Source organism: Mammaliicoccus sp. P-M58, from assembly GCF_022386165.1.
GTDB lineage: Bacteria > Bacillota > Bacilli > Staphylococcales > Staphylococcaceae > Mammaliicoccus > Mammaliicoccus sciuri.
In genome coordinates this window covers 94390-118336 of the sequence record NZ_JAJNJI010000002.1, presented here as the reverse complement: position 1 = coordinate 118336, position 23947 = coordinate 94390, and the positions used below count along the sequence as shown (strand labels likewise).

Annotated in this window: 22 protein-coding genes; 8 read left to right on the top strand and 14 right to left on the bottom strand. The window is 33.5% G+C overall.

Annotated features, from left to right (window positions below; translation table 11 throughout):
* Positions 1–6: 6 nt before the first annotated feature.
* The 9 genes from recF to dnaA form a co-directional block, all read right to left on the bottom strand.
* On the bottom strand, positions 7–1122 hold the full coding sequence (gene recF, locus LQ694_RS02930; protein ID WP_058611038.1) for a DNA replication/repair protein RecF: 1116 nt from the start codon (positions 1120–1122) through the stop codon (positions 7–9).
* A gap of 3 nt (positions 1123–1125) precedes the next feature.
* A complete protein-coding gene (yaaA, locus tag LQ694_RS02925; RefSeq protein ID WP_269750679.1) occupies positions 1126–1356 on the bottom strand; it encodes a S4 domain-containing protein YaaA in 231 nt (76 codons plus the stop codon).
* Between the two features lie 403 nt (positions 1357–1759).
* A complete protein-coding gene (locus LQ694_RS02920; RefSeq protein WP_025906234.1) occupies positions 1760–2173 on the bottom strand; it encodes a disulfide oxidoreductase in 414 nt (137 codons plus the stop codon).
* Positions 2174–2188: 15 nt separating this feature from the next.
* Positions 2189–2920 carry a DsbA family protein gene (locus LQ694_RS02915; protein ID WP_218696995.1) on the bottom strand — a complete coding sequence of 244 codons (732 nt, stop codon included), beginning with the start codon at positions 2918–2920 and terminating at the stop codon, positions 2189–2191.
* A gap of 126 nt (positions 2921–3046) precedes the next feature.
* On the bottom strand, positions 3047–4291 hold the full coding sequence (locus LQ694_RS02910) for an ABC transporter permease (RefSeq protein WP_058611036.1): 1245 nt from the start codon (positions 4289–4291) through the stop codon (positions 3047–3049).
* Positions 4284–5183 carry an ABC transporter ATP-binding protein gene (locus LQ694_RS02905; RefSeq protein ID WP_218696994.1) on the bottom strand — a complete coding sequence of 300 codons (900 nt, stop codon included), beginning with the start codon at positions 5181–5183 and terminating at the stop codon, positions 4284–4286. Before LQ694_RS02905 ends, LQ694_RS02910 begins: the two co-directional genes overlap by 8 nt.
* A gap of 5 nt (positions 5184–5188) precedes the next feature.
* Positions 5189–5428: a helix-turn-helix transcriptional regulator gene (locus tag LQ694_RS02900; RefSeq protein ID WP_048542884.1), complete on the bottom strand. Its 240-nt coding sequence runs from the start codon at positions 5426–5428 to the stop codon at positions 5189–5191.
* Positions 5429–5544: 116 nt separating this feature from the next.
* The gene (gene dnaN / locus LQ694_RS02895) at positions 5545–6678 is read right to left on the bottom strand and encodes a DNA polymerase III subunit beta (RefSeq protein WP_037589476.1); all 1134 of its coding nucleotides are present in this window, start codon (positions 6676–6678) and stop codon (positions 5545–5547) included.
* 166 nt (positions 6679–6844) lie between these two features.
* Positions 6845–8191: a chromosomal replication initiator protein DnaA gene (gene dnaA / locus LQ694_RS02890; RefSeq protein ID WP_218696993.1), complete on the bottom strand. Its 1347-nt coding sequence runs from the start codon at positions 8189–8191 to the stop codon at positions 6845–6847.
* Positions 8192–8742: 551 nt separating this feature from the next.
* Here dnaA and rpmH point away from each other — a divergent pair.
* The 8 genes from rpmH (at position 8743) to LQ694_RS02850 (ending at position 16738) form a co-directional block, all read left to right on the top strand.
* Entirely contained in the window at positions 8743–8880 is a 138-nt protein-coding gene (gene rpmH / locus LQ694_RS02885) for a 50S ribosomal protein L34 (RefSeq protein WP_016999186.1), read from the top strand.
* Between the two features lie 97 nt (positions 8881–8977).
* Positions 8978–9322 (top strand): ribonuclease P protein component, encoded by a 345-nt coding sequence (gene rnpA, locus LQ694_RS02880; RefSeq protein ID WP_025906220.1) that lies wholly within the window; start codon positions 8978–8980, stop codon positions 9320–9322.
* Between the two features lie 29 nt (positions 9323–9351).
* Complete coding sequence (jag, locus tag LQ694_RS02875; protein ID WP_218696992.1) at positions 9352–10149, top strand: RNA-binding cell elongation regulator Jag/EloR; 798 nt, start codon at positions 9352–9354, stop codon at positions 10147–10149.
* Positions 10150–10262: 113 nt separating this feature from the next.
* Positions 10263–11642 carry a tRNA uridine-5-carboxymethylaminomethyl(34) synthesis GTPase MnmE gene (gene mnmE, locus LQ694_RS02870; RefSeq protein ID WP_049320711.1) on the top strand — a complete coding sequence of 460 codons (1380 nt, stop codon included), beginning with the start codon at positions 10263–10265 and terminating at the stop codon, positions 11640–11642.
* Positions 11643–11657: 15 nt separating this feature from the next.
* Positions 11658–13532: a tRNA uridine-5-carboxymethylaminomethyl(34) synthesis enzyme MnmG gene (mnmG, locus tag LQ694_RS02865; RefSeq protein ID WP_048542892.1), complete on the top strand. Its 1875-nt coding sequence runs from the start codon at positions 11658–11660 to the stop codon at positions 13530–13532.
* Between the two features lies 1 nt (position 13533).
* The gene (gene rsmG / locus LQ694_RS02860) at positions 13534–14253 is read left to right on the top strand and encodes a 16S rRNA (guanine(527)-N(7))-methyltransferase RsmG (protein ID WP_239771812.1); all 720 of its coding nucleotides are present in this window, start codon (positions 13534–13536) and stop codon (positions 14251–14253) included.
* Positions 14254–14293: 40 nt separating this feature from the next.
* A complete protein-coding gene (gene noc / locus LQ694_RS02855; protein WP_058611031.1) occupies positions 14294–15133 on the top strand; it encodes a nucleoid occlusion protein in 840 nt (279 codons plus the stop codon).
* Positions 15134–15283: 150 nt separating this feature from the next.
* Positions 15284–16738: a carbon starvation CstA family protein gene (locus tag LQ694_RS02850; protein WP_037589460.1), complete on the top strand. Its 1455-nt coding sequence runs from the start codon at positions 15284–15286 to the stop codon at positions 16736–16738.
* A 110-nt stretch (positions 16739–16848) separates the two neighbouring features.
* On the opposite strand, the gene LQ694_RS02845 is transcribed toward LQ694_RS02850, so the two are convergent.
* Genes LQ694_RS02845 through LQ694_RS02825 form a run of 5 tightly spaced genes read right to left on the bottom strand, consistent with a single transcriptional unit; the run spans position 16849 to position 23922 of the window.
* The gene (locus tag LQ694_RS02845) at positions 16849–17592 is read right to left on the bottom strand and encodes a cyclase family protein (RefSeq protein WP_025906211.1); all 744 of its coding nucleotides are present in this window, start codon (positions 17590–17592) and stop codon (positions 16849–16851) included.
* A 16-nt stretch (positions 17593–17608) separates the two neighbouring features.
* Positions 17609–19858, bottom strand: a complete 2250-nt coding sequence (gene metE, locus LQ694_RS02840) for a 5-methyltetrahydropteroyltriglutamate--homocysteine S-methyltransferase (protein ID WP_201101761.1) — start codon at positions 19856–19858, stop codon at positions 17609–17611.
* The gene (locus LQ694_RS02835) at positions 19852–21690 is read right to left on the bottom strand and encodes a bifunctional homocysteine S-methyltransferase/methylenetetrahydrofolate reductase (RefSeq protein WP_065381399.1); all 1839 of its coding nucleotides are present in this window, start codon (positions 21688–21690) and stop codon (positions 19852–19854) included. Before LQ694_RS02835 ends, metE begins: the two co-directional genes overlap by 7 nt.
* Complete coding sequence (metC, locus tag LQ694_RS02830) at positions 21647–22819, bottom strand: cystathionine beta-lyase MetC (RefSeq protein ID WP_058611026.1); 1173 nt, start codon at positions 22817–22819, stop codon at positions 21647–21649. The genes LQ694_RS02835 and metC overlap by 44 nt, the downstream gene beginning before the upstream one ends.
* The gene (locus tag LQ694_RS02825; RefSeq protein WP_049320697.1) at positions 22816–23922 is read right to left on the bottom strand and encodes a PLP-dependent transferase; all 1107 of its coding nucleotides are present in this window, start codon (positions 23920–23922) and stop codon (positions 22816–22818) included. Before LQ694_RS02825 ends, metC begins: the two co-directional genes overlap by 4 nt.
* Between the last annotated feature and the right edge of the window lie 25 nt (positions 23923–23947).

The window sequence follows — 23947 nt, the reverse complement described above, 5'->3', positions numbered from 1 at the left end:
TTTCATCTACTCAATAATATTGCCTTTAGATACATTAAATACCTTGGCATCTTTCATAATCTCATGCTCTATTCCATCAACAGATGTTGTTGTTACAAACGTTTGTACCTTCTCTTGAATTGTACTTAATAAATGGGTTTGTCGATTATCATCAAGTTCACTTAGTACATCGTCTAACAGTAGAATTGGATATTCACCAACAACTTGATTAATCAACTCAATCTCAGCAAGCTTTATAGATAATGCTGTCGTACGTTGTTGTCCTTGAGAACCATAAGTTTGTACATTCATATCATTAACATGAAAACTAATGTCGTCTCTATGCGGTCCAAAGCGTGCACTTCCACGTTCAATCTCTTTATCCATTGAATCATTAAGCAACGAACAAAAAGCCTCTTTAAGTTCAGTTACATCTTGATATGTTTCTGACAGTTTAATATTTGGCTCGTATTGAACCTTTAAACTTTCTTTTTCGCTCGTAATGCCTTGATGAATCACTTCGGCAATCTTTTCTAATTCATGAATAAAGTGCGCACGTTTCAAAGTCACATTGGCTGCCGCTTCTGAAAATTGTTCATTGAATACTTCTAACATCGTTCGATCTTTCATTTTCCCAATTTGTAATTGTTTGAGGTAATGATTTTTTTGTTTAAGTAATCTTTGATAATTAGATAAATGATTTAAATAGACCGCAGACATCTGACCGAGTTCCATATCAATAAAACGTCGTCTGATTTGCGGGCTACCTTTTACAATATTTAAATCTTCTGGTGCAAACAACACCACATTTAAGTGACCAATATACTGCGTTAATCGGCTCTGTTCTAGATGATTAACTCTCGCCTTTTTGCCTTTTTTCGTAATGATTAAAGAAATAGGCATTGAGCCATGGCGATAACTTAGTTCACCTTCTATTTTACCATACTCTTCACCAAACTGTATGAGTTCTTTATCATTCGAAGTCCTATGACTTTTAGCCAATGCTAAAGTATAGATAGATTCTAATAAATTCGTCTTACCTTGCGCATTCTCACCAATTAATATATTAACATTGGAATTAAATTCAAGTGTACATTTATCATAATTTCTATAATGAGTTAAAGTAAGTTTCTGTAATATCATAATCTATTCACTGAGATGGTTAATACGAAATTGACCTTCAGAAGGAATTTCGACTAAATCACCATCATGTAATTTTTTGCCACGACGAGTTTCACGTTCACCATTTATTAATACTTCTTCATCTTGGAGGAACCATTTAGCCTGACCACCCGTTCCAATGACGCCTTCATTTTTTAGGAATTGACCTAAAGTAATATCGTCTTTTACTGAGATATCTTGTACCACTATCTTCACTCCAATCTTAATTAGTCATCTCTATATTATACCTTTTTTTCACCAAAAAATCATGCTTTTACGCACAATTCATTTTAAGATAAATTAATCTTCAAAATATTTATATTCTAATTGAAAAATTAAGTCCGGAACTTAAACATTATTTTCATAATAAAATCAAAAAAATATAGCTAACGAGCATAGTGAGATACTATTGTGCTCACTTGTTACTATGGATGCCCTTAATTACACTTCACCCGACTTTTGTTACTATGGCTCCCGTTAGTTACACTTCCCACGACTTTTGTTACTATGCCGCCCCTTAGTTACACTTCCCACGACTTTTGTTACTATAGACACCCTATCCTTAAACTTTCACACGAAAAAGCTGAGACAATGATCTTTGTCTCAGCTTTCTAAATATTTATATTGCTTTATCTTTCTTTGTAAAAATTAAAATCAAACTGATTAACAGGAATGCTGTTCCTGCTAAAAAAGGAATTGTGATGAAGCCAAATACATTAATATACTCTGATGAACATGGAACACCTTGTGTACATGGTTTGATTTCTGCAAATCCTGGTACTTTTTGCTCTAAGTAATGCCATGTGGATATCAATAGTCCAATGATTGATAACGGTAGGGCTATTTTTTTAACATTAAAATCATTTTGGAATGAGCCTATTCCGAGTATTAACACGAGTGGATACATACAGATTCTTTGATACCAGCACATTGTACATGGGACAAATTGTCGTATCTCACTAAAGTATAAACTACCTAACATAGCTACTAAAGCTATTACCCAGGAAATAAATAGTGCATATTGTTGCTTCAAATATATCACCTATTTTTATTTATTTTTCTTTTCTATCGCTTGATCGATTGCTTTAGAAACTTTGTCGTAATCCATTGGATCTGATAATACTTTACCATCTACCACAATTGTAGGTGTAACGTCTACATCGTATTTATTTGTTAAATCTGAATCATTTTTCATTTGTTTATAAGACTCTGAATTTCTATCTTTCACTAATTTCATGATTTGATCTTTTTTAGATTTATCAATATCTAATCCGTCTACTGCTTTTTGGACTACTTTAAGATCTAACCATTCGTCGTCTGTTTCTGCATTATGGTCATCTGGTTGTGCTTCAAATAATGCTCTGTGGAAATCCCAATATGCATCAGGTGCGATTTTATAAACAGCATGTGCTGATGCACCACCAATTTCAGATCCTTCACCGTGGAATGGTGCGTTCACAAATCTATATTCCACTTTGTCTTTATCGATATAATCTTTTTCTATTTGATCCATGTAATTCGTTTCAAATGCTTTACATGCTGGACATTTAAAATCTCCAAATTCAACTATTTGAACTTTAGCTTTGTCTTTTTTATGTGTTGGATTATCTTTTGTATCTTTTGATAAGTCTGTGGCTTTAACAGTTCTATCAAATAGACTATTTTCTTTGTTGTCACTTCCGCTTCCACCAAACACAACAAGCAATACGATACCTACGACAACAACAAGTATTGCTATCATTAAAAACATAATATTACTGTTACTATTTTTATTCGCCATATTAATCCCTCAATCTCTTTTGTTGATAATATAAATTTTATACTATCACTTAAAGAAATTCTATATCATTCACCAAAAATTCATTAAAGTTTTGTGACAAAATGGTGATTAATATTTTCGTAAAACTTATTTAGTAATATTTAATGCATTTTTTAAATTTTTGATAACGCCTTTTTCATAAGTGAGCACGCTACCACGATACGTTTTCGCTGCAAACACCAGTAGAATGATACATGTAACAATTGAAATGACAATTCCTAAAAGTAAATGCCATTCAGGTGTTGATTCTGATGTAGTTCTTAATAACATGACCATTGGCGATAACATCGGAATGAAGCTTGTCACTTTTACAAGCATCGTATCTGGGTTTGAAATACTAAATATCGCAATATAGAATGCCGCTAATGAAATAAATGTAACTGGCATCATAGATTGAGCAAGATCTTCTATACGGCTCGTTAATGCCCCTAGAATAGCCGCTAATGAAATATAGGATACAACACCCAAAATTAAGTAAACTGCGCCATAAATAATGATTCTCGTCGTCTCAGGGCCATATTCAACGCCAGCTGACTCAAATAATCCTTTCAAATCAAATGCGAATATACTAATTACAATTGCAAGTATGATAAAGAATATTTGTGTAAATGCAACTGCGATGATTGCGAGAATTTTCGCTGACACATGAATCGACGGTTTCACACTTGTAACAATCATTTCAATCACACGTGTTGTTTTTTCAGTCGCAATTTCTGAACCGATCTGGTTAGCGTAATTGATTGTGATAAAGAATGATAAGAAAATGATGATGTAAACAACTGCTGAGTTTAATGCTTGAACTTTCGGATCAATATCACTAGATTGTTTTTCATCATTCGTTTTAATTTCTTCTGTCTTCACATCACTCGGTGTATTTAACGTTTTTAAATCTTTTTCTGATAGATTTAATTTTTGAGCTGTTAATGATGATTGCATTTGGCTAAGCGTTGATTGTAAGGTCATTTTCTCACTTTCACTTACATTGCCTTTTTCATAAATTGTGCCATCTACTTTTCCACCGTTCACGTTTACTTGAATTAAACGTTTATACTTTTCGTCTTTAACACCTTTTTTACCTTTTTCGAGTGAAACTTTTTCTACTTTTTCAATATCGTCGTTTTGTTTATATTGCTTTTCTAATACTTTATAGATCATGTCGTTATCTGTTTGTATCGCGACAACTTTACTATCGTTATCAAAGAAATCAATAATTTTGTCGATATTACTTAATGCAAAGATTAAAATCATAAAAATTGCAGTCATGATGATAAATGATTTACTTTTCACTTTTTGCATATACGTTAAATTAAATGTCGGCCAGAATTTATTCATGCTTGTCACCTACCTTAGCTATAAAGATATCGTTTAGAGATGGTTCAGCAACTTGGAATCGTTTAAGGTAACCTAACTTCGTCACATTTTGATAAATATTTTCTGCATATTTTTCATCAGAAATTGTGATTTTAACGCCTTTTTTAATCGTTTTAAATGCTTCTACACCTTCAAAGTCTTTTAAGAATCCTAAATCATAGTCGCCTTCGATAAATACATCTTTCTTACCAAAGTCGTCTTTAACTTGATCAAGAGAACCAGCAACGACTGCTTTACCTTTATTCATAATGCAAATATAGTCACAAAGTTCTTCTACGTGTTCCATTCTATGCGAGCTAAATATAATCGTTGTGCCTTGTTCTTTTAAATCTTTAACAGCAGCTTTAAGCAATTCAACATTGACTGGATCAAGTCCACTGAATGGTTCATCAAGAATTAATAATTCAGGTTTATGAATGATTGCAGCAATCAGTTGTACTTTTTGTTGATTACCTTTCGATAATGCTTCGATCTTTTTTTCTTTATTTTCAAATGAATCAAATCGTTTCAACCAATAATCTAATGCTTCTGAAATATCTTTTCTTTTCATGCCTTTTAGTTCAGCTAAATATTGCACTTGCTCCCAAACTTTTAATTTTGGATGCAATCCTCTTTCTTCAGGTAAATAACCAATCGTATTGGTCATATTATAGTCAATTGGCTTGTCGTTAAATGTCACAACTCCAGTTGTCTTTGGTAATAAACCTAAAATCATACGAAATGTTGTCGTTTTACCTGCACCATTTCCGCCTAAAAATCCATACATTGTACCTTTAGGAACTTCCAAATTAACATCATGTACAGCCGTAAAGTCATTGAATTTTTTGGAAATATCTTTAATTAGTAATGTCATAATGTTTACTCCTTTTCTTTAGATTCTATTTCTGAAATATCTATATTCTCATCTTCTTCGAAAATAAATAATTCATCTATAGATACTTCGAACACTTGAGAAAGCTTATGTGCTAGTACTAACGTGGGATTGAATTTGTAACGCTCAATAGAATTGATTGTTTGTCTAGACACTTTAACCAATCGAGAGAGTTCACTTTGTGTCATGTTTTTCTGTGTGCGATATTCATAAACTTTGTTTTTCAATTCATCACTTCCTGTCAAGTTAACTTTACAATATATGAATTTTTACACCGTGTCAAGTAAACTTGACACAAAAAAATAGCTGAGACCCAAATTAGGTCCCAGCCATTACATGTTTATTAATATGTTCTGATTGGTAAGATAAGTTGTACGACAGTTTCGTCGTCTTTAGGTTTAAGAATAAACGGTCTCATTGTACCAAAGAATTCTACTTGTACTTCATCGTTGTCGATAGCTTTTAATGCATCCATCATGTATTTAGAGTTAAATGAGATTTTTAATGATTCACCTTCAACATTGTCTGTAGATACATCTTCTTTAACTGTACCGATTTCTGGTGAAGTAGATGATAATTCAACTTTATCAACATCCGTAGATAATTTAATGACGTTGTTACCACCCTCACGTGCTAATAGTGATGCACGATCTATTGCATGATAGAACTCACTATTATCTAAGATGATTTTAGTTTCATAGTTCTCTGGGAATAGTCTTGTTGTATCTGGATAGTTCCCTTCAAGTAATCTTGAAATAAAGTTAATGTGACCAACTTTAAATAATACTTGATTACTTGCAAAGAAGATATTGATGTCTTCTTCAGAATCAGAAACGATTTTGTTTAATTCAGATAAAGCTTTACCTGGGATAATAACATTTTTATCATCGATTTCTTCGTCTTCTAATTTTAATTTTCTTAATGCAAGTCTGTGTGAATCTGTTGCAGTACAGATTAGTTCATTGTTTTGAATAAGCCAGTTAACACCTGTTAATACAGGACGTGTTTCTGACGTGGACACTGCAAAGTTCGTTTGTGCGATAATGTTCTTTAATACTTTAATTGGTAATTTAATTGCATCGTCTTCAGATACTTGCGGTAATAATGGATATTGATCTGGATCTAAGCCACTTACGTTAAATTCAGAATGTCCTGATGTGATCAGTGTTTTAAATTGATCATTCGTTGATAAATTAACGGTTTTACCTGGTAATTTTTTAACGATATCTACAAAGAAACGTCCTGGAAGTACTACAGAACCTTTTTCTTCAATATCTACAATTTTTTCACCATCAATATTTTGATTTATTGTTATTTCTATTGATATTTCAGAGTCTGATCCTGTTAAGATGATGCCTTTATCTGTCGCATCTATTTTGATTCCTGTAAGTATCGGTAATGTTGTTCTTGGTGAAATTGCTTTTAATGTATCATTCAATTGATTAAGAAAGTAATCTCGTTGAATTGTAAATTTCATAACTTATAAAACTCCTTCCAGTCGTTATATATTTAATTATATATCTTTTAAAATCATAGTAATAGTCATAGGGGCTGTGGATTGGTGGATAACCCGCCTTAAATGGTGATATAAAAGTTATTCACATGTTGATAAACTGTGTATGAATGTGCACAACTTATCAACATTATCCACGAATTTGTTTTTCCAGTTGTTCTAAATCATTTTTGAGTTCTGGATTATTTTCTAAATCTTTTTTAATTTTATCATGTGCATGGATGACAGTTGTATGATCTCGTCCACCAAATTCTTCACCAATTTTAGGTAATGAAAAATCAGTAAGTTCTCTTGATAGATACATAGCGATTTGTCTCGGATATGCTATTGATTTTGTACGTTTCTTAGCAGCAAAGTCTTCAATTCTAACGTTATACATTTTACCAACAGCTTGTTGAATGTCTTGAATCGTGATTTTAGTAGATCTTGGTGATGAAATAATATCTTTAAGTGCTTCTGCTACTAAATCTGTATTAATCGGTTTATTTCTAAGTTTGGAGTATGCTAATACTCTCGTTAAAGCACCTTCTAATTCACGTATATTGGATTGAATTGAATTAGCGATATAAGTTAAAGCTTCAACAGGTATATCTAAGTTTTCTTCTTCGATTTTCTTTTGTAAAATAGCCATTCTCGTCTCAAAGTCAGGAGGCGTAATATCTACTATTAATCCCCATTCGAAACGTGTTCTTAAACGATCTTCTAAAGTTGGAATTTCTTTAGGCGGACGGTCACTTGAGATGACGATTTGCTTTTTATTTTGATGTAAATCATTAAAAGTATGGAAGAATTCTTCTTGCGTTTGTTCTTTCTTTTGAATGAATTGAATGTCATCTATTAAGAGCACATCGATGTTTCGATACTTGTCTCTAAAGCTTTCCGTATCGTTCATACGTATAGACTTAATAAATTCATTTGTGAATTTTTCGCTAGATGTATATAGAACGTTAGCATTTGGATTTTGTTCAAGCACATAATGACCAATTGCATGCATTAAATGTGTCTTTCCTAAACCGACGCCTCCATATATGAAAAGCGGATTATAAGCATTGGCTGGTTCTTCGGCTACTGCTAGTGAAGCAGCGTGCGGGAACTGGTTACCAGGTCCAATAACGAATGTATCAAAAGTGTTATTACTGTTCAGCTGACTATTTGTAACTTCTTCATATGCATATGAAGAAGTTTCTTTAGGTTTTTCTGGCTGTTCAGTGAAATCTTCACTTTGTAAATCTTCTTCTGATATAAATTTAACTTGAACTTTGTCTCCAATCACTTCATATATAAAGTTTGTGACGTGCTCATGATATTTATTGGTTAACCACTCAGCGACAAAAGGACTTTGTGCAACAACTATTGCGCGCTTACTATCAATTTGATGTAAGTAAGTCCCTTTGAACCATGTATTATAACCAGCAGAAGCGATTTGATCTTCAGCAATAGATAACACTTGCTCCCAAATTTCTTCTTTTGAATTCATAAAAGTCCTCTTTCTCATTTAAATTTATTGAGTTATACACATAAAATAAGATTGTTGATAAAGAAAATCACAGGCTGTGAATTATTATCCACAACTTACACACAAACGGTGGATAACTACACTTTATAATTCTCTTGTCCACAATCTTTACACGTAAATATTTATGAAATAATCACAGTAATATCAATGCTTTGTATAACTTATCCACACAATTATACTTTTAAACAAATCGAGTTGTCAAATACCTGTGAATATGTGTAGTTTGGTGAGATTATTTTGTGAATAAGAATAAATCTTAATCAATTTATCCACAAAAAGTTGGTTATGCATTGTGAATAAGTGGATAACTTAATAAATGGAAGTTGTAAATTTCTTCTTGATTTTTAAAATCTGATTTGTTATAGTTTAGTAGTTATTGAAATTGTGACAAATCACACGTATGGTATAAATAATTTTGAAACTAATCTTCTGATATATATAAATGAATATCATACAAATGATAATCTAATGTAGAATTAGATGTTAAGAATAATTAATGGAGGTGTTCTTAAATGGTAAAACGTACGTATCAACCAAACAAACGTAAACATAGTAAAGTACACGGTTTCCGTGCACGCATGAGTTCTAAAAACGGCCGTAAAGTATTAGCTCGCCGTCGTCGTAAAGGTAGAAAAGTATTATCAGCTTAAGATCACTGAAGAGCAGTGGTCTTTTTTTTGTTTTAATTGAAGGAATTGTTTTGTATAATAAACAATAATTAAGTGATGTATTGTGGAGTGGATGTTTGTGGAAAAGGCTTATCGAATTAAGAAAAATAATGATTTTCAAAGAATTTATAAAAAAGGTAAGTCAGTCGCTAATAGACAATTTGTTATTTACACAGCTGAAAATGATCTTGATCACTTTAGATTAGGTATAAGTGTTTCAAAGAAAATGGGTAATGCTGTTACAAGAAATAGAATTAAAAGGTCAATTAGAGAATGTTTTAAGAATCATAAAGAAAATATTATTCCTAAAGACATCATTGTTATCGCTCGAAACCAAGCTGTTGATTTAAAAGTCATCGAAACACAGAAGAGTCTAGAGCATGTATTGAAGATTGCTAAAGTTTTTAATAAACGTATTCCCTAAGTATTGATATATTACTAGGAGGTTGCAGCATGCTTAAATCGCGCTATGAAGGACAATCAGTAGAACAAGCACTACAACAAGGTTTAGAAGATTTGAATGTTCAAGAACAACAAGTAAGAATTGATGTTATTAATGAAGGTAAAAAAGGTATTTTTGGATTTATGAAACAAGATGCACAAATTGAACTAACTGTAATCGATCCAGAACTTAAACAGTTTGAATCAATTGAAGCAATAAAAAATCGTCACGAGTCGGTCGAAGAGGACGATAGCCCATTAACAGATGAAGTGACACATCAAGAAGACACAATAATAGAAGAAAAAGATATTCAGTCAGAAACAGGTATACGTGAAGATCGCAATCAGAAAAAAGATTCATTAAATGAAGTGGCACAAAACACTTTAGATTATGTACTTAATATCATAAGAGAAATGGATATTGATGTAGATGGTTCATATGAGATTAAGTCTAATACAATTTATATTAATATGACTTCCAACAATGCTGCTTATATAATAGGTAAGCGTGGTCAAATTTTGAACGCATTACAAATAGTAGGTCAAAATTATATGCATCAATTTGTTAAAGGTTATTATACGCTTATATTAGATATCGAATCATATCGAGAAAAGCGTAAAGAAACGTTAGAGAAGTTGGCAGTTAATATGGCTAAGAAAGCAACTCAGACAAAGAGACCGGTTAAATTAGAACCTATGCCAAACTTTGAACGTAAAATTATGCATCAAGCAGTCAGTAAAATTGAAAATATCGAAACATACTCTGAAGGAAGAGAACCTCATCGATATTTAGTCATTAAGAATAAATAAAAATAGTCGGAGTGAGTCATCTCGCTCCGCATTTTTTCGAACAATATATTCGAAAAATATTACTAAACCATTTACAATCAATAGAATAGTTATTAATGGTGGAGGAGAATATCATGGATTTAGATACAATTACAAGTATCTCAACGCCTATGGGTGAAGGTGCAATAGCAATCGTACGATTAAGTGGTCCGGATGCCTTAAATATTGCTAATCGTATATATAAAGGTAAGAAACAAATTTCTGAAGTGGCATCACATACAATTAATTATGGTCATATTATTGATCCTGAGACTGATGAAGTCGTAGAAGAAGTCATGGTTGCTGTTATGAAAGCACCAAAGACTTTTACGAGAGAAGACATTGTTGAAATAAATTGTCATGGTGGTTTAGTAACGGTTAATCGCGTACTTGAGTTAACGTTATCTAATGGTGCTAGAATGGCAGAACCAGGTGAGTTTACGAAACGAGCATTCTTACACGGACGTATTGACTTGTCTCAAGCAGAAGCGGTTATGGATTTCATACGTTCTAAGACGGAACGCGCATCGAAGGTAGCCTTAGGTCAGATGGAAGGACGTCTAAGTAGTCTTATTAAAGGCTTAAGACAGTCCATATTAGAAATACTTGCTCAAGTAGAAGTGAATATTGATTATCCTGAATATGATGACGTAGAAGAAGCTACGACTAAATTCTTATTAAAAGAATCAAGGCATATTGAAAATGAAATCGATCAATTATTAAAAACAGGCCAGCAAGGTAAAATTATGCGTGAAGGTCTATCAACAGTCATTGTTGGGAAACCGAACGTAGGTAAAAGTTCTATGCTTAACAACTTGATTCAAGATAATAAAGCGATTGTTACTGAAGTAGCCGGTACAACAAGAGATGTATTAGAAGAATACGTCAATGTTCGTGGCGTACCATTAAGGTTAGTAGATACTGCAGGTATTCGTGAAACAGAAGACATCGTAGAAAAAATAGGTGTAGAAAGATCAAGAAAAGCTTTATCAGAAGCAGATTTAATTTTATTTGTTCTTAATTATAATGAAGCATTAACGGAAAATGACTATCAGCTATTTGATGTCATTAAAGATGAAGATGTGATTGTGATTATTAACAAAATGGACTTAGAACAAAAGTTAGATATTGATGAATTAAAAGCAATGATAGGTGACCATCCTTTAGTTCAAACATCAATGGTTGAACAACAAGGTATCGAAGAACTTGAACAGAAGATTTCAGAGTTATTCTTTGGTGGACAAGTACAAGCACAAGATATGACATATGTCTCAAATTCAAGACATATTGCATTATTAAAAGACGCTAAGACATCTATAAATGATGCAATACAATCTGCTGAAGACGGTGTGCCTATAGATATCGTACAAATAGATTTAATCAAAACTTGGGAATTGCTCGGTGAAGTAATTGGTGAAGAAGCAAGTGATTCACTAATTGACCAACTGTTTAGTCAATTCTGTCTCGGAAAATAAAAAGGAGGAAAAATTTTGACACAAAAATATGACGTTATTGTTGTCGGCGCTGGACATGCAGGTGTAGAAGCTGGTTTAGCTTCTGCGAGACGTGGTGCAAAAACTTTAATGCTTACAATTAACCTTGATAGTGTAGCATTTATGCCATGTAATCCATCAGTTGGTGGTCCAGCTAAAGGAATTGTTGTAAGAGAAATCGATGCACTTGGTGGTCAAATGGCTAAGACAATCGATAAGACACACATTCAAATGCGTATGTTAAACACTGGTAAAGGTCCAGCTGTAAGAGCATTACGTGCACAAGCGGATAAAGTATTGTATCAAGAAGAAATGAAACGTGTGATTGAAGATGAACCAAATCTTGATATTATGCAAGGTATGGTTGAACGTTTAATTATAGAAGATAATAAAGTTAAAGGTGTAGAAATGGTTATCGGCTCAACTTATGAAGCGGATGCTGTTGTATTAACAACAGGTACATTTTTACGTGGTGAAATTATTTTAGGTAACTTGAAATATTCAAGTGGACCAAACCACCAAATGCCATCTATTAAATTAGCTGAACACTTGAAAGAATTAGGTTTTGATATCGTGAGATTCAAGACTGGTACACCTCCACGTGTTAATGGTAATACAATTGATTACAGCAAAACTGAAATTCAACCAGGTGACGAAGTAGGACGTGCGTTCAGTTATGAAACGACAGAATACATTTTAGATCAATTACCTTGTTGGTTAACATATACAAATGAACAAACGCATAAAGTTATCGACGACAATTTACATTTATCTGCTATGTACTCAGGTATGATTAAAGGTACAGGTCCAAGATATTGTCCTTCAATTGAAGACAAATTTGTAAGATTCAATGATAAACCAAGACACCAATTGTTCTTAGAGCCAGAAGGACGTAAGACACAAGAAGTATACGTACAAGGTCTATCAACAAGTTTACCTGAACATGTTCAACGTAAAATGTTAGAAACAATTCCAGGACTTGAAAAAGCAGATATGATGCGTGCAGGTTACGCAATTGAATATGATGCAATTGTGCCAACACAATTATGGCCAACACTTGAAACGAAAGTCGTTACAAACTTATTTACTGCGGGTCAAATCAACGGTACTTCAGGATATGAAGAAGCGGCAGGACAAGGTTTAATGGCAGGTATCAACGCTGCTGGTAAAGTATTAGGTAAAGAAGACGTTATATTACGTCGTTCAGATGCTTATATCGGTGTATTAATTGATGATTTAGTTACAAAAGGTACGAACGAACCATACCGTTTGTTAACTTCAAGAGCAGAACATCGTCTATTATTAAGACATGATAATGCAGACTTAAGACTGACAGATATCGGTTATGAAATTGGTATGATTTCTGAAGAACGTTACGCTAAATTTAATCAAAAACGTGAAGCAATTTCAGCTGAACAAGAAAGATTAAGAGGTATTCGTATTAAACCGAATGCACATACACAAAGTGTTATCGAAAGTCGCGGTGGAACAGCGCTTAAAGATGGTATATTAGCTTTAGATTTATTACGTAGACCAGAAATGGATTACGCAGCTATTATGGAAATCTTACAAGAAACTTCACCAGTAGATGAAGACGTGCAAGAACAAGTAGAAATTCAAACGAAATACGAAGGTTATATCCAAAAATCATTAGCACAAGTTGAAAAAATGAAACGTATGGAAGATAAAAAAATTCCTGAAAATATCGATTATGATGCAATCAATAGTTTAGCGACTGAAGCACGTCAAAAACTTAAAGAAGTTAAACCACTTGATATTGCACAAGCTTCTCGTATTTCAGGTGTAAACCCTGCAGATATTTCAATTTTACTTGTGTACATTGAACAAGGTAAAATTCAGAAGGTGAACTAACATGAATGAACAAACTTTTATTGATACGTTAAAAGAATCTGGTATAACATTAACAGATAAACAAATTAAGCAATTTGAAACATACTTTGAGATGTTAGTAGAGTGGAACGAGAAAATTAACTTAACAGCAGTTACTGAAAAAGAAGAAGTGTACTTGAAACACTTCTTTGATTCAGTGACACCAAGCTTTTATATAGATTTTAATGAAATTGAAACGATCTGTGATGTAGGGGCAGGCGCTGGATTTCCGAGTATCCCTTTAAAAATCGTATATCCACACTTGCAAATTACGATAGTAGATTCATTAAATAAAAGAATTAAATTTTTAAATGAATTAGCTGCATCATTAGACTTAGATAAAGTAAACTTTGTACATGATAGAGCAGAAACATTCGGTAAATCACAACAGTACCGAGAAAGCTTTGATCTTGTAACTGCAAGAGCAGTAGCACGATTATCTGTATTAAGTGAATTATGTCTACCTTTAGTGAAAAAGGGCGGTCAATTTGTAGCATTAAAAAGCTCACAAGGAAATGAAGAGTTGGAAGATGCACAATTTGCAATTTCTGTATTAGGTGGAGAAGTAAAAACAGTAAATGAATTTACGCTACCTCTTGAAGAAAGTATGAGACAGATCATTACGATAGATAAATTAAGACAAACACCTAAGAAGTATCCAAGAAAGCCAGGAACACCAAACAAAGAACCTTTAACAAAATAATTCCTGGGAAATATGTATGAACGAAAGTAGGTATATTGAGATGAAAAAGCCTTTTTCTAAATTATTTGGACTTAAAGACAAAGAATTAGAACACATAGAAGAAGCACGAGCTGAAGGTAATGTGGCAGTCGTATCAACAGAAAGAATTGTGCCAAACCGTTATCAACCGAGAAAAGTATTCGATGAATCTAAAATTAAAGAACTCGCACAATCTATAAAAGAACATGGATTATTACAACCTATTGTTGTTCGTCCAATTGAAGAAGGTATGTATGAAATCATAGCAGGTGAGCGAAGATTTCGTGCAATGAAATATAACGATTTACCAGAAACTGAAGTTATTATTAAACCATTAAATGACAAAGAAACAGCTGCCGTTGCACTGATTGAAAATATACAAAGAGAAAATTTATCAGCTATAGAAGAAGCGGAAGCCTATAAGAAATTGCTGGATTTAGAAGACATTACACAACATGATTTAGCAGTTAGTATGGGTAAGAGCCAATCATTTATAGCCAATAAATTAAGACTGCTCAAATTATCAGAGCCTATCATTATTTCATTACAAAAAGGTGAAATAACAGAAAGACATGCAAGAGCATTGTTAGGTTTAGATGATGAAGGGCAGCAAGAAGTCTTAACATCCATACAATCTCAGAACTTAAACGTTAAACAAACAGAAGATCGCGTTAAGAAAATACGCGGTTCTGAAAAAGTAAAAGCAAAACAATTTCAATTCGAACAAGACATCACAGAAGCACTTGATTCACTCGGACAAAGCATTAAAAATGTTGAAAAAGAGGGCATTAAAATCAAGCGAATTGATGAAGAACATAAAGACTTCTATGAAATTACGATTAAAGTTTATAAGAAGAAATAATATATAAGAGTTTGGGACATTATACAATGGCCCAAACTCTTTTTTATGTTTTTCATATAGAATTCCTGTTAATTTCCGAGATATTATTGTTATTTGTAAAAAACTCATTTATACTTTTTGTAAACGTTTTCATTCAAAAGGGGGATTTTAATGATTACATTTTTAGTTTCTATCGTTTTATTAGTTATAGGTTATTTTACATATGGCAAGTATATTGAAAAAATGTTTGGTGTTAAGGATGAACGTCCGACGCCTGCTCATGATCAAAGGGATAATATTGATTTTGTTCCAATGTCGACGAATAAGAACTCATTGATTCAATTGTTAAATATTGCAGGGGTTGGACCGATATTTGGTCCGATTATGGGTGCTTTATATGGACCAGTTGCTTTTATTTGGATTGTATTAGGGTCTATATTTGCTGGTGCTGTTCATGATTATTTAACAGGTATGATTTCTATCCGTAATAAGGGGGCTCATTTACCTGAATTAGCTGGTAAGTTCTTAGGTAATGTGATGAGACATCTCGTGAACGTCTTTACACTATTACTATTGTTATTAACAGGTACTGTATTTGTTACGAGTCCGGCATTATTATTACATTCTTTAATGGATGGTAGAGTGGCTTTAGGTATTATTATTTTTGTTATTTTCTTATATTATTTCTTATCAACAGTGTTACCTATCGATAAAATTATTGGTAAAGTTTATCCAATATTTGGATTTATCTTAATGATTTCTGCAATAGGAATCTTTGTACGATTAATTATGACTGGTGCGGAAATACCAGAATTAACATTGAAAAATATGCATCCTGATTCGGCGCCAATTTTTCCTTTATTATTCTTTACGATTACTTGTGGTGCTTTATCTGGTTTCCATGCGACACAATCACCGATTATTTCTAGAACGACGAATAATGAGAAAAATGGTCGTAAAATATTCTACGGTATGATGATTGCTGAAGGTATTATTGCGATGATTTGGGCTGCGGCTGCTATGAGTTTATTTGGTGGCTATGGTGGTCTACAGGAAGTGTTGGCTAAAGGTGAAGCGGCGCTTGTAGTGAGTGAGGCTTCTACAATGTTATTAGGTTCTGTATTTGGAACATTAGCGATTCTAGGTGTTATTGTATTACCTATAACAAGTGGTGATACTTCATTTAGAAGTGCGAGAATGATTTTAGCTGATTATTTTAATTTCGGTCAGAAAAAAGTAATGAATCGCTTTGCAATTGCGATACCTATGTTTGTTATTAGTTTTATTTTAACGAGAGTAGACTTCACAATACTTTGGAGATACTTCTCTTGGGCAAACCAAACAACAGCTGTTATCGCTCTATGGATAGGCGCTATGTATTTATTACTATCTAAAAAGAATTTCTATGTCGCTTTAATACCTGCTTTATTTATGACATGGAATATATTCACGTATATATTAAGCCAACCAATTGGATTTGGGATGGATTTATCACTTAGTTATTGGTTGTCAGCTGGTTTGACGATTTTATGGTCTATGTATTTCTATTATTTATATCGTAAAAATAGTGAAAATGCGATAGAAATAGATTATCAAATCGGTGGATCACCCGTATCTAAATATTAAACAGTAAAAGCACCTTTCGATCTCCATCGAAAGGTGCTTTTTATATATTTAATATAGGGAAGGTAGTCTGCCATACGATACTCGCTCAAAAATACCATATGGCAGTGCTATTATTTAGGGGTAATAGCAAATGCGCGGACAGGGAATCCGGGTGCATTTTTAGGTTTAGGGCTAATGGCTAATATAACTGAACCACGTGTTGGTAGTTCATCTAATCCGGTTAACAGTTCTATTTGAAAAGTATCTAAACCAAGTACGTATCGTTCACCGACAATGTCATTATTTTTACGGATGTCTACTGAAGCATCAGTATCAAATGTTTCATGTCCGATTGACTTAATCTTTCTTTCTTCAAATAAGTATTTAAGTGCGTCTAATGACCATCCTGGGAGATGTTCATGACCATCTTTGTCTTTGTTTTCAAATTGCTCTTTATCTGGCCATTTCTTTGACCAGTCACTTCTAAATGCGACAAACGTTCCACTTTCAATTGGTCCATTTTCAGATTCCCATTGAAGGATGTGTTCTTTAGTTAGTCTGAAATCTGAATCTTGGGCTACTTCTTTTGAAAAATCTAACACGATTAAAGGTAAAACCGTTTCTTGTAAACCAAGTTCATGTAAATATCGTTTATGTTCTACAAAATGTATAGGTGCATCTATATGCGTGCCATATTGTGTAGGAAATTGCCATGATTGGGCAAAGAAACCGTCGTCTTTAACTTTATACAATGTTTTTGTTTCTGCATTTTCAAAAGCTGAAAAATGTGGAGATTCTGAATCAAATGTATGCGTTAAATCTACCCATTTATATTCTTTCAGTTGATTTAGCGTGTTCCATAATGGATATGACATAACATCACCTCATTTATTAGTTAGGTTGTTTAACTGTATTGTCTTGACGTAATTTTTCTACTGAATTTACTAATACAGTTAAAGCTTGTTTTACTTCTTCTTCTTGTCTTGTCTTCAATCCGCAATCAGGGTTTACCCAGAATAAAGAACGGTCAATTTCTTGAAGTGCTCTATCGATTGCAACTGTAATTTCTTCTTCTGTAGGTATACGAGGGCTATGAATATCATATACACCTAAACCGATACCTAAGTCATATGTGATATCTTCAAAATCTTTGATTAAGTCACCATGACTTCTTGAAGTTTCGATTGAGATAACATCAGCATCTAATGATTTGATCGCATGGATGATTTGACCAAATTGTGAGTAGCACATATGTGTATGAATTTGTGTTGAATCTTGTACTGAAGAAGTTGATAATCTGAATGAATGTACAGCTTTATTTAAATAATCTTCATGGTATTCAGAACGTAAAGGTAAGCCTTCGCGCAATGCAGGTTCGTCTACTTGGATGACTTTAATACCCGCTTCTTCAAGTGCTAGAACTTCTTCATTAATGGCTAATGCGATTTGATCTTGAACTTCGCTACGTGGGATATCCACACGTTCGAATGACCAGTTTAAGATTGTAACTGGACCTGTAAGCATACCTTTAACAGGTTTGTCAGTTAAACTTTGAGCATATAATGTCTCTTTAACTGTTAATGGTGCTGTCCATTTAACATCTCCGTAAATGATTGGTGGCTTAACGGCACGAGAACCATATGATTGAACCCAACCAAACTTAGTTACTAAGAATCCGTTTAGCTTTTCACCGAAGAATTCAACCATGTCATTACGTTCAAATTCACCGTGTACTAATACGTCTAATCCAATTTCTTCTTGAATTTCAATCCAACGTTTAATTTCATTTTGTACGAATTCTTCGTATTTTTCATCTGATATACGATTGTTTTTCCAATCAGCACGGTATTTACGTACTTCTCTTGATTGAGGGAATGAACCAATCGTTGTTGTTGGTAAGTCTGGTAAATTTAATACTTGATCTTGTAAGACTTTTCTTTCTTTAAATGGTGTTGTACGTTCTGATTTAACTGAATCATAGTCATATTCTAGTTGTTTGAATGATTGACTTTCAAAGCGTTCATATTGCTCTTTTAATTCGTTATATAAAGTGTCATCATTTTCGTTAAATAATTGTTTTAAAGCATATAGTTCGTCTAATTTTTCAGTCGCAAAGCTTAAACCTTCACGAACTGAGTCGTCTAATGTTTCTTCTTCTAAAGTAACTGGCACATGTAATAATGAAGAAGATGGTTGAATAACTAATTCATCTGTATAAGATTGTAATGTTTCGATTAAATCTTTCTTCTCTTCAATATTAGTTGACCAAACATTTCTACCATCAACGATACCAGCGAATAAAGCTTTTTCTTTAGGGAATAAGCCATCTTTGATTTGTTGTAAGTTAAAGCCATTGTCATGTACAAAATCTAAACCGAAACCATAGACTGGTAGTTGACCAACAAAGTTTAAATCTACGCGTTCGAAATATGTTTGTAAGACAAGTTTCGCAGCAGGTGCCGCTTCGTTAAAGAATTCATATGCTTCTTTCGTAATATCTTGAAGATCAGCTGCACCGTCTGTTACGAGAATAGGCTCATCTACTTGGATGTATTCAGCACCAGCTTCAGTTAATTGCTCGAATACTTCTTTATATAATGGTAAAAGTGTTCTTACTTTTTCGTCGAAACTTTGGTCTCCACCTTTAGATAATGCTACGTATGTAACAGGTCCAAGAATAACTGGATGAGATGTTACACCAACTTCTTTAGAAAAGTTGAATTTCTCAAGTAACACATTGTTATTTAATTGAGGTGACACGTTGTCCCATTCAGGTACGATGTAGTGATAGTTTGTGTTGAACCATTTGATTAAAGCACTTGCAACATGATCTTTGTTACCACGTGCAATATCGAATAATAAATCGTCATCTACAGGACGTCCTTGGAAACGTTCTGGAATGATGTTAAATAGTAATGATGTATCTAACACGTGATCATATAGTGAGAAATCACCAGTAGGGATATGATCCACGTGATGGTCTTTCTGAATTGTTAAAATTTCTTTGTGTAAATTCTGCAACGTTTGATCTAATTCGGCTTTATCTATTTTTTTAGCCCAGTAACTTTCGATGGCTTTTTTCCATTCTCTTTTCTTACCTAGTCTTGGGAATCCTAAATTTGATGTTTTAATTGTCATAATATTGCCTCCTTGGTTTGTGTTCCAGTTTTTAGTTGTGAATAATTTGCTAATTCAACTGTTAAATCATATTTTAAAAATGGTGTAACTAAGTACAGGCCATTAAAATATTGGTGTACTGCATCAATCAATTGTTTACTCAAATTAATACTGAGTTCTCTTGTTGCATCTCTGTCGTCTTTGACTTTTTCAAAGGCGTTTAGCACAGTATCTGATAGTTTAATACCAGGTACTTCGTTGTGTAAGAAGAGTGCGTTATTGTAATTCGTAATTGGCATAATACCAATGAATATCGGGGCGTCTATATGTTTAGTTGCTTCGTATATTTCTTTAACTCTTTCAGGTTCATAAATCGGTTGTGTAATAAAGTATTCCATTCCAGATTCAATCTTTTTTTCTAATCTTTTGACTGCTGGCTCTAGTCGTCTTACATTTGGATTGAATGCACCTGCAACAGAGAAGTTCGTATTGCTTCTCAATGTATCTCCATCGGCGTTTATACCTTGATTGAACTGTGTAATGATTTCAGCTAATCCGCTAGAATTTACGTCGAATACACTAGTTGCGCCTGGGAAATTACCCACTTTAGAAGGGTCACCCGTAATCGTTAAAATGTCATTAATGCCAAGTAACGAAAGGCCCATTAGGTGAGATTGCAAACCGATTAAGTTTCTATCACGGCAAGCTAAGTGTACGAGTGGTCTAATTTTATACTTTTGTTTAATGACACTTGCTGCGGCAATGTTAGAAATTCTCACGCTCGCTAGTGAATTGTCAGCAAGCGTGACCGCATCTACACCTGCATCTTCAAGGGCTTGTATCCCATCAAAAAATTTATTCGTATCTAAATGTTTAGGTGTGTCTAATTCAACAATAACGGTTGGTCTTTGTTGAACAAGCTCTTTAATACTAGGTTCTTCTTTATTTTGCTTTTTGTACTGTTTTGTTTCGATTGGTATAACATTTTTATGCTTGATAGGCTTTAAATCTTTGACGACATTCTTTATTTTTTTAATATGTTCCGGTGTAGTACCACAACATCCACCTATTAATCTGACGCCTTGGTTAACGAGCTCTTTAGCTGCATCTGAAAAGTAATCTGAGTTATTATTGTATTTCAAGTCGTTGTCTTCTAAATCCAGTAAACTTGCATTTGGATAACATGAAAGGTAAGCATGATCAGGTAAGTCAATATGTTTAAATGTCTTAATCATATGGTATGGACCGTGATGACAATTTAAACCAACGACATCTGCACCGGCTTTCACTAATGTTTCTAATGCATCTGGTATAGGTGTGCCATTTCTCAAATAATTTGTATTACTTGCTGTTAGTTGAGCAATAATCGGAATGTCGTATCTTGCTTTTGTATCTTTTAAGACAGCAAGTAATTCTTCTAAATCGTAGTATGTTTCAAATAAAATACCATCTACACCTTCATTAACAAGTGTTTCAATTTGAATCTCTGTGTGATATTGAATGGCTTCAATTGATAAGTTACTCTTTTTGATATTACGAAAACCGCCTACTGTACCTAGAATAAATGTATGGTCGTTGCTCGCTCTTTTAGCGATTTGAACAGCTTCTCGATGAATTTCTTTTACGCGATGTTCTAAATTAAAATCTTGAAGCTTCTCAAAATTTGCACCGTACGTGTTTGTTTGAATAATATCTGCACCAGCTTCAATATATGAACGGTGAATTTGTTCTATCTTGTTAGGATGTGTCAAATTATAACTTTCTGGGCAAGTATCTAATCCTTCAGAGTAGAGGATGGTTCCAATTGCTCCGTCAGCTAATAAAATTTGGTTCTTTAACGCTTCTTTTAGACTCATATGTAGCCTCCTTTAATGCCCAATCGATATCTGTAATCAATTCTTTGACATCTTCTAAGCCGACTGACAATCTAAATAATCCGTTAGTGATACCACGTTCAGCTCTCACTTCTTCAGGGATGGCTGCGTGACTCATTGTAGCTGGGTGAGAAAGAATCGTTTCAACACCGCCTAAGCTTACAGATACAAGTGGGATATTAAGATGGTCAACAAATGCTTGTGCTTTTGATTCATCTTTAAGTCTGAATCCGAGCACGGCACCGCCATTTTTAGCTTGTCTTAAATGTGTGTCATTTGTGATTGGATAATAGACTGTTTCAATTGCTTCATTATCGATTAAATATCTATAAATTTGTTCTGTGTTATAAACAGATTGTTTAAATCTAATTGGTAATGTCTTTAAATGCTTAGCAAGTGTCCAAGAATCATAAACACTTAATCCTGAACCTGTACCATTTTGAATAAGGTAAATTTCATTTTTAAGTTCTGGGTCATTCACGACTACTGCTCCAGCTATGAGGTCACTGTGACCACCTAAGAATTTTGTAGCTGAATGAACGACGATGTCAGCACCTAGTTTCAATGGTGATTGTCCTAACGGTGTCATAAATGTATTATCGACAGCTAATAGTGCGTCGTGTTTACGTGCAATTTGGCTAACTCCATCAATATCTGTCACTTTAAAGAGTGGGTTAGAAGGTGTTTCAACATAGATCAATTTCGTATTTTCTTGAACAGCTTCTTTGATATTTTGTAAGTCTGTTTGATCGACAGTTGTAAATTCTATTTCAAATTTCTTAAGAATTTGTTCAGTTAGTCTGAACGTTCCGCCGTAAACATCATCTGGAAGAATCACGTGGTCTCCTGGTTTCAATGTTAAGAAGACAGCTGTTATTGCAGCAATTCCTGAACTAAATGCAAATCCGTAATTACCGCCTTCTAAATCTGCTAACTTTTCTTCAAGTAACTTTCTATTAGGGTTACCACTGCGTGCATAGTCAAATTCTTGATTGCCCCCTAAAGTTTCTTGATGGTAAGTCGATGAATAGTATAATGGTTGATTGCTTGATAAGTGCTCGTTACCTCTAGTGGAATCCAATATTAAAGACGTTTCTTTTGAATAGCTCATATTGACACTCCTTCTCTTCTTGAATTTTTTAAGGCTTGTAGTATGTCTTCGTAAATATCTTCGTAATCTTCTATTCCAATAGATAAACGGAGTAAATATTCATCAATACCGCGTTTATCTTTTTCTTCATCTGCCATATCTACATGTGTTTGTGTATATGGGAAAGTGATAAATGTTTCAGTACCGCCAAGACTTTCAGCAAATATACATAATTTAATATTTTGTAAGAAGCTATCAACGCTATATGCATTGTTTAAACGGATACTTAACATTCCGGTTTGACCTGAGTAAAGGACTTCATCAATGCTTTCAACAGATTGTAGTGAATGTGCTAACTTTTGAGCATTTTCAGTAGAACGGTCAAGTCGTAAATGTAATGTCTTTAAGCCTCTCAGTAATAAATAACTATCGAATGGTGAAAGTGTTGCACCGATCATATTATGAAATTGGCCAAGCACTTCACCTAAGTAGTCATCTGATACAGTGACAATGCCAGCTAACACATCATTATGACCACTTATGTACTTTGTAGCAGAATGTAAGACGATGTCAGCACCGTCTTTTAAAGGTGTTGATAAGTATGGTGTTAAGAACGTGTTATCTATAATCGTTAATATATTTCTTGCTTGTGCAATTTCATATAAAGGATTTAAATCTACTGAGAACATTAACGGATTTGAAATGGGTTCAATAAAGAATGCACGTGTATGTTCATTAATAGATGCGTTTACTTCATCAATATTTGAAAAGTCTATGTACTTAAATTTGATGTTGTATTGTTTTTCATAAAATTCAAATAATCTAAATGTGCCACCATATAAGTCGAATGACACTAAGATTTCATCATTTGGTTTAAATAAGTTACAAACTAATTGGATACTAGCCATACCACTTGATGTTGCAAATGAGTATTTACCACCTTCAAGTTTGGCAAATGCATCTTCAAAGTTTGAGCGAGTTGGATTTTTTGTTCTTGTATAATCAAAACCAGTCGAACAACCTAATTTTTCATGTTGATAGGCTGTAGAAAGATAAATTGGGTTTGTAGTAGCCCCAGTATGGTCTTTAGTTAATGAAATTTGAGCGAGTTGAGTAGATTTCATAATAGCCTTCCTCCCTAATGAATTT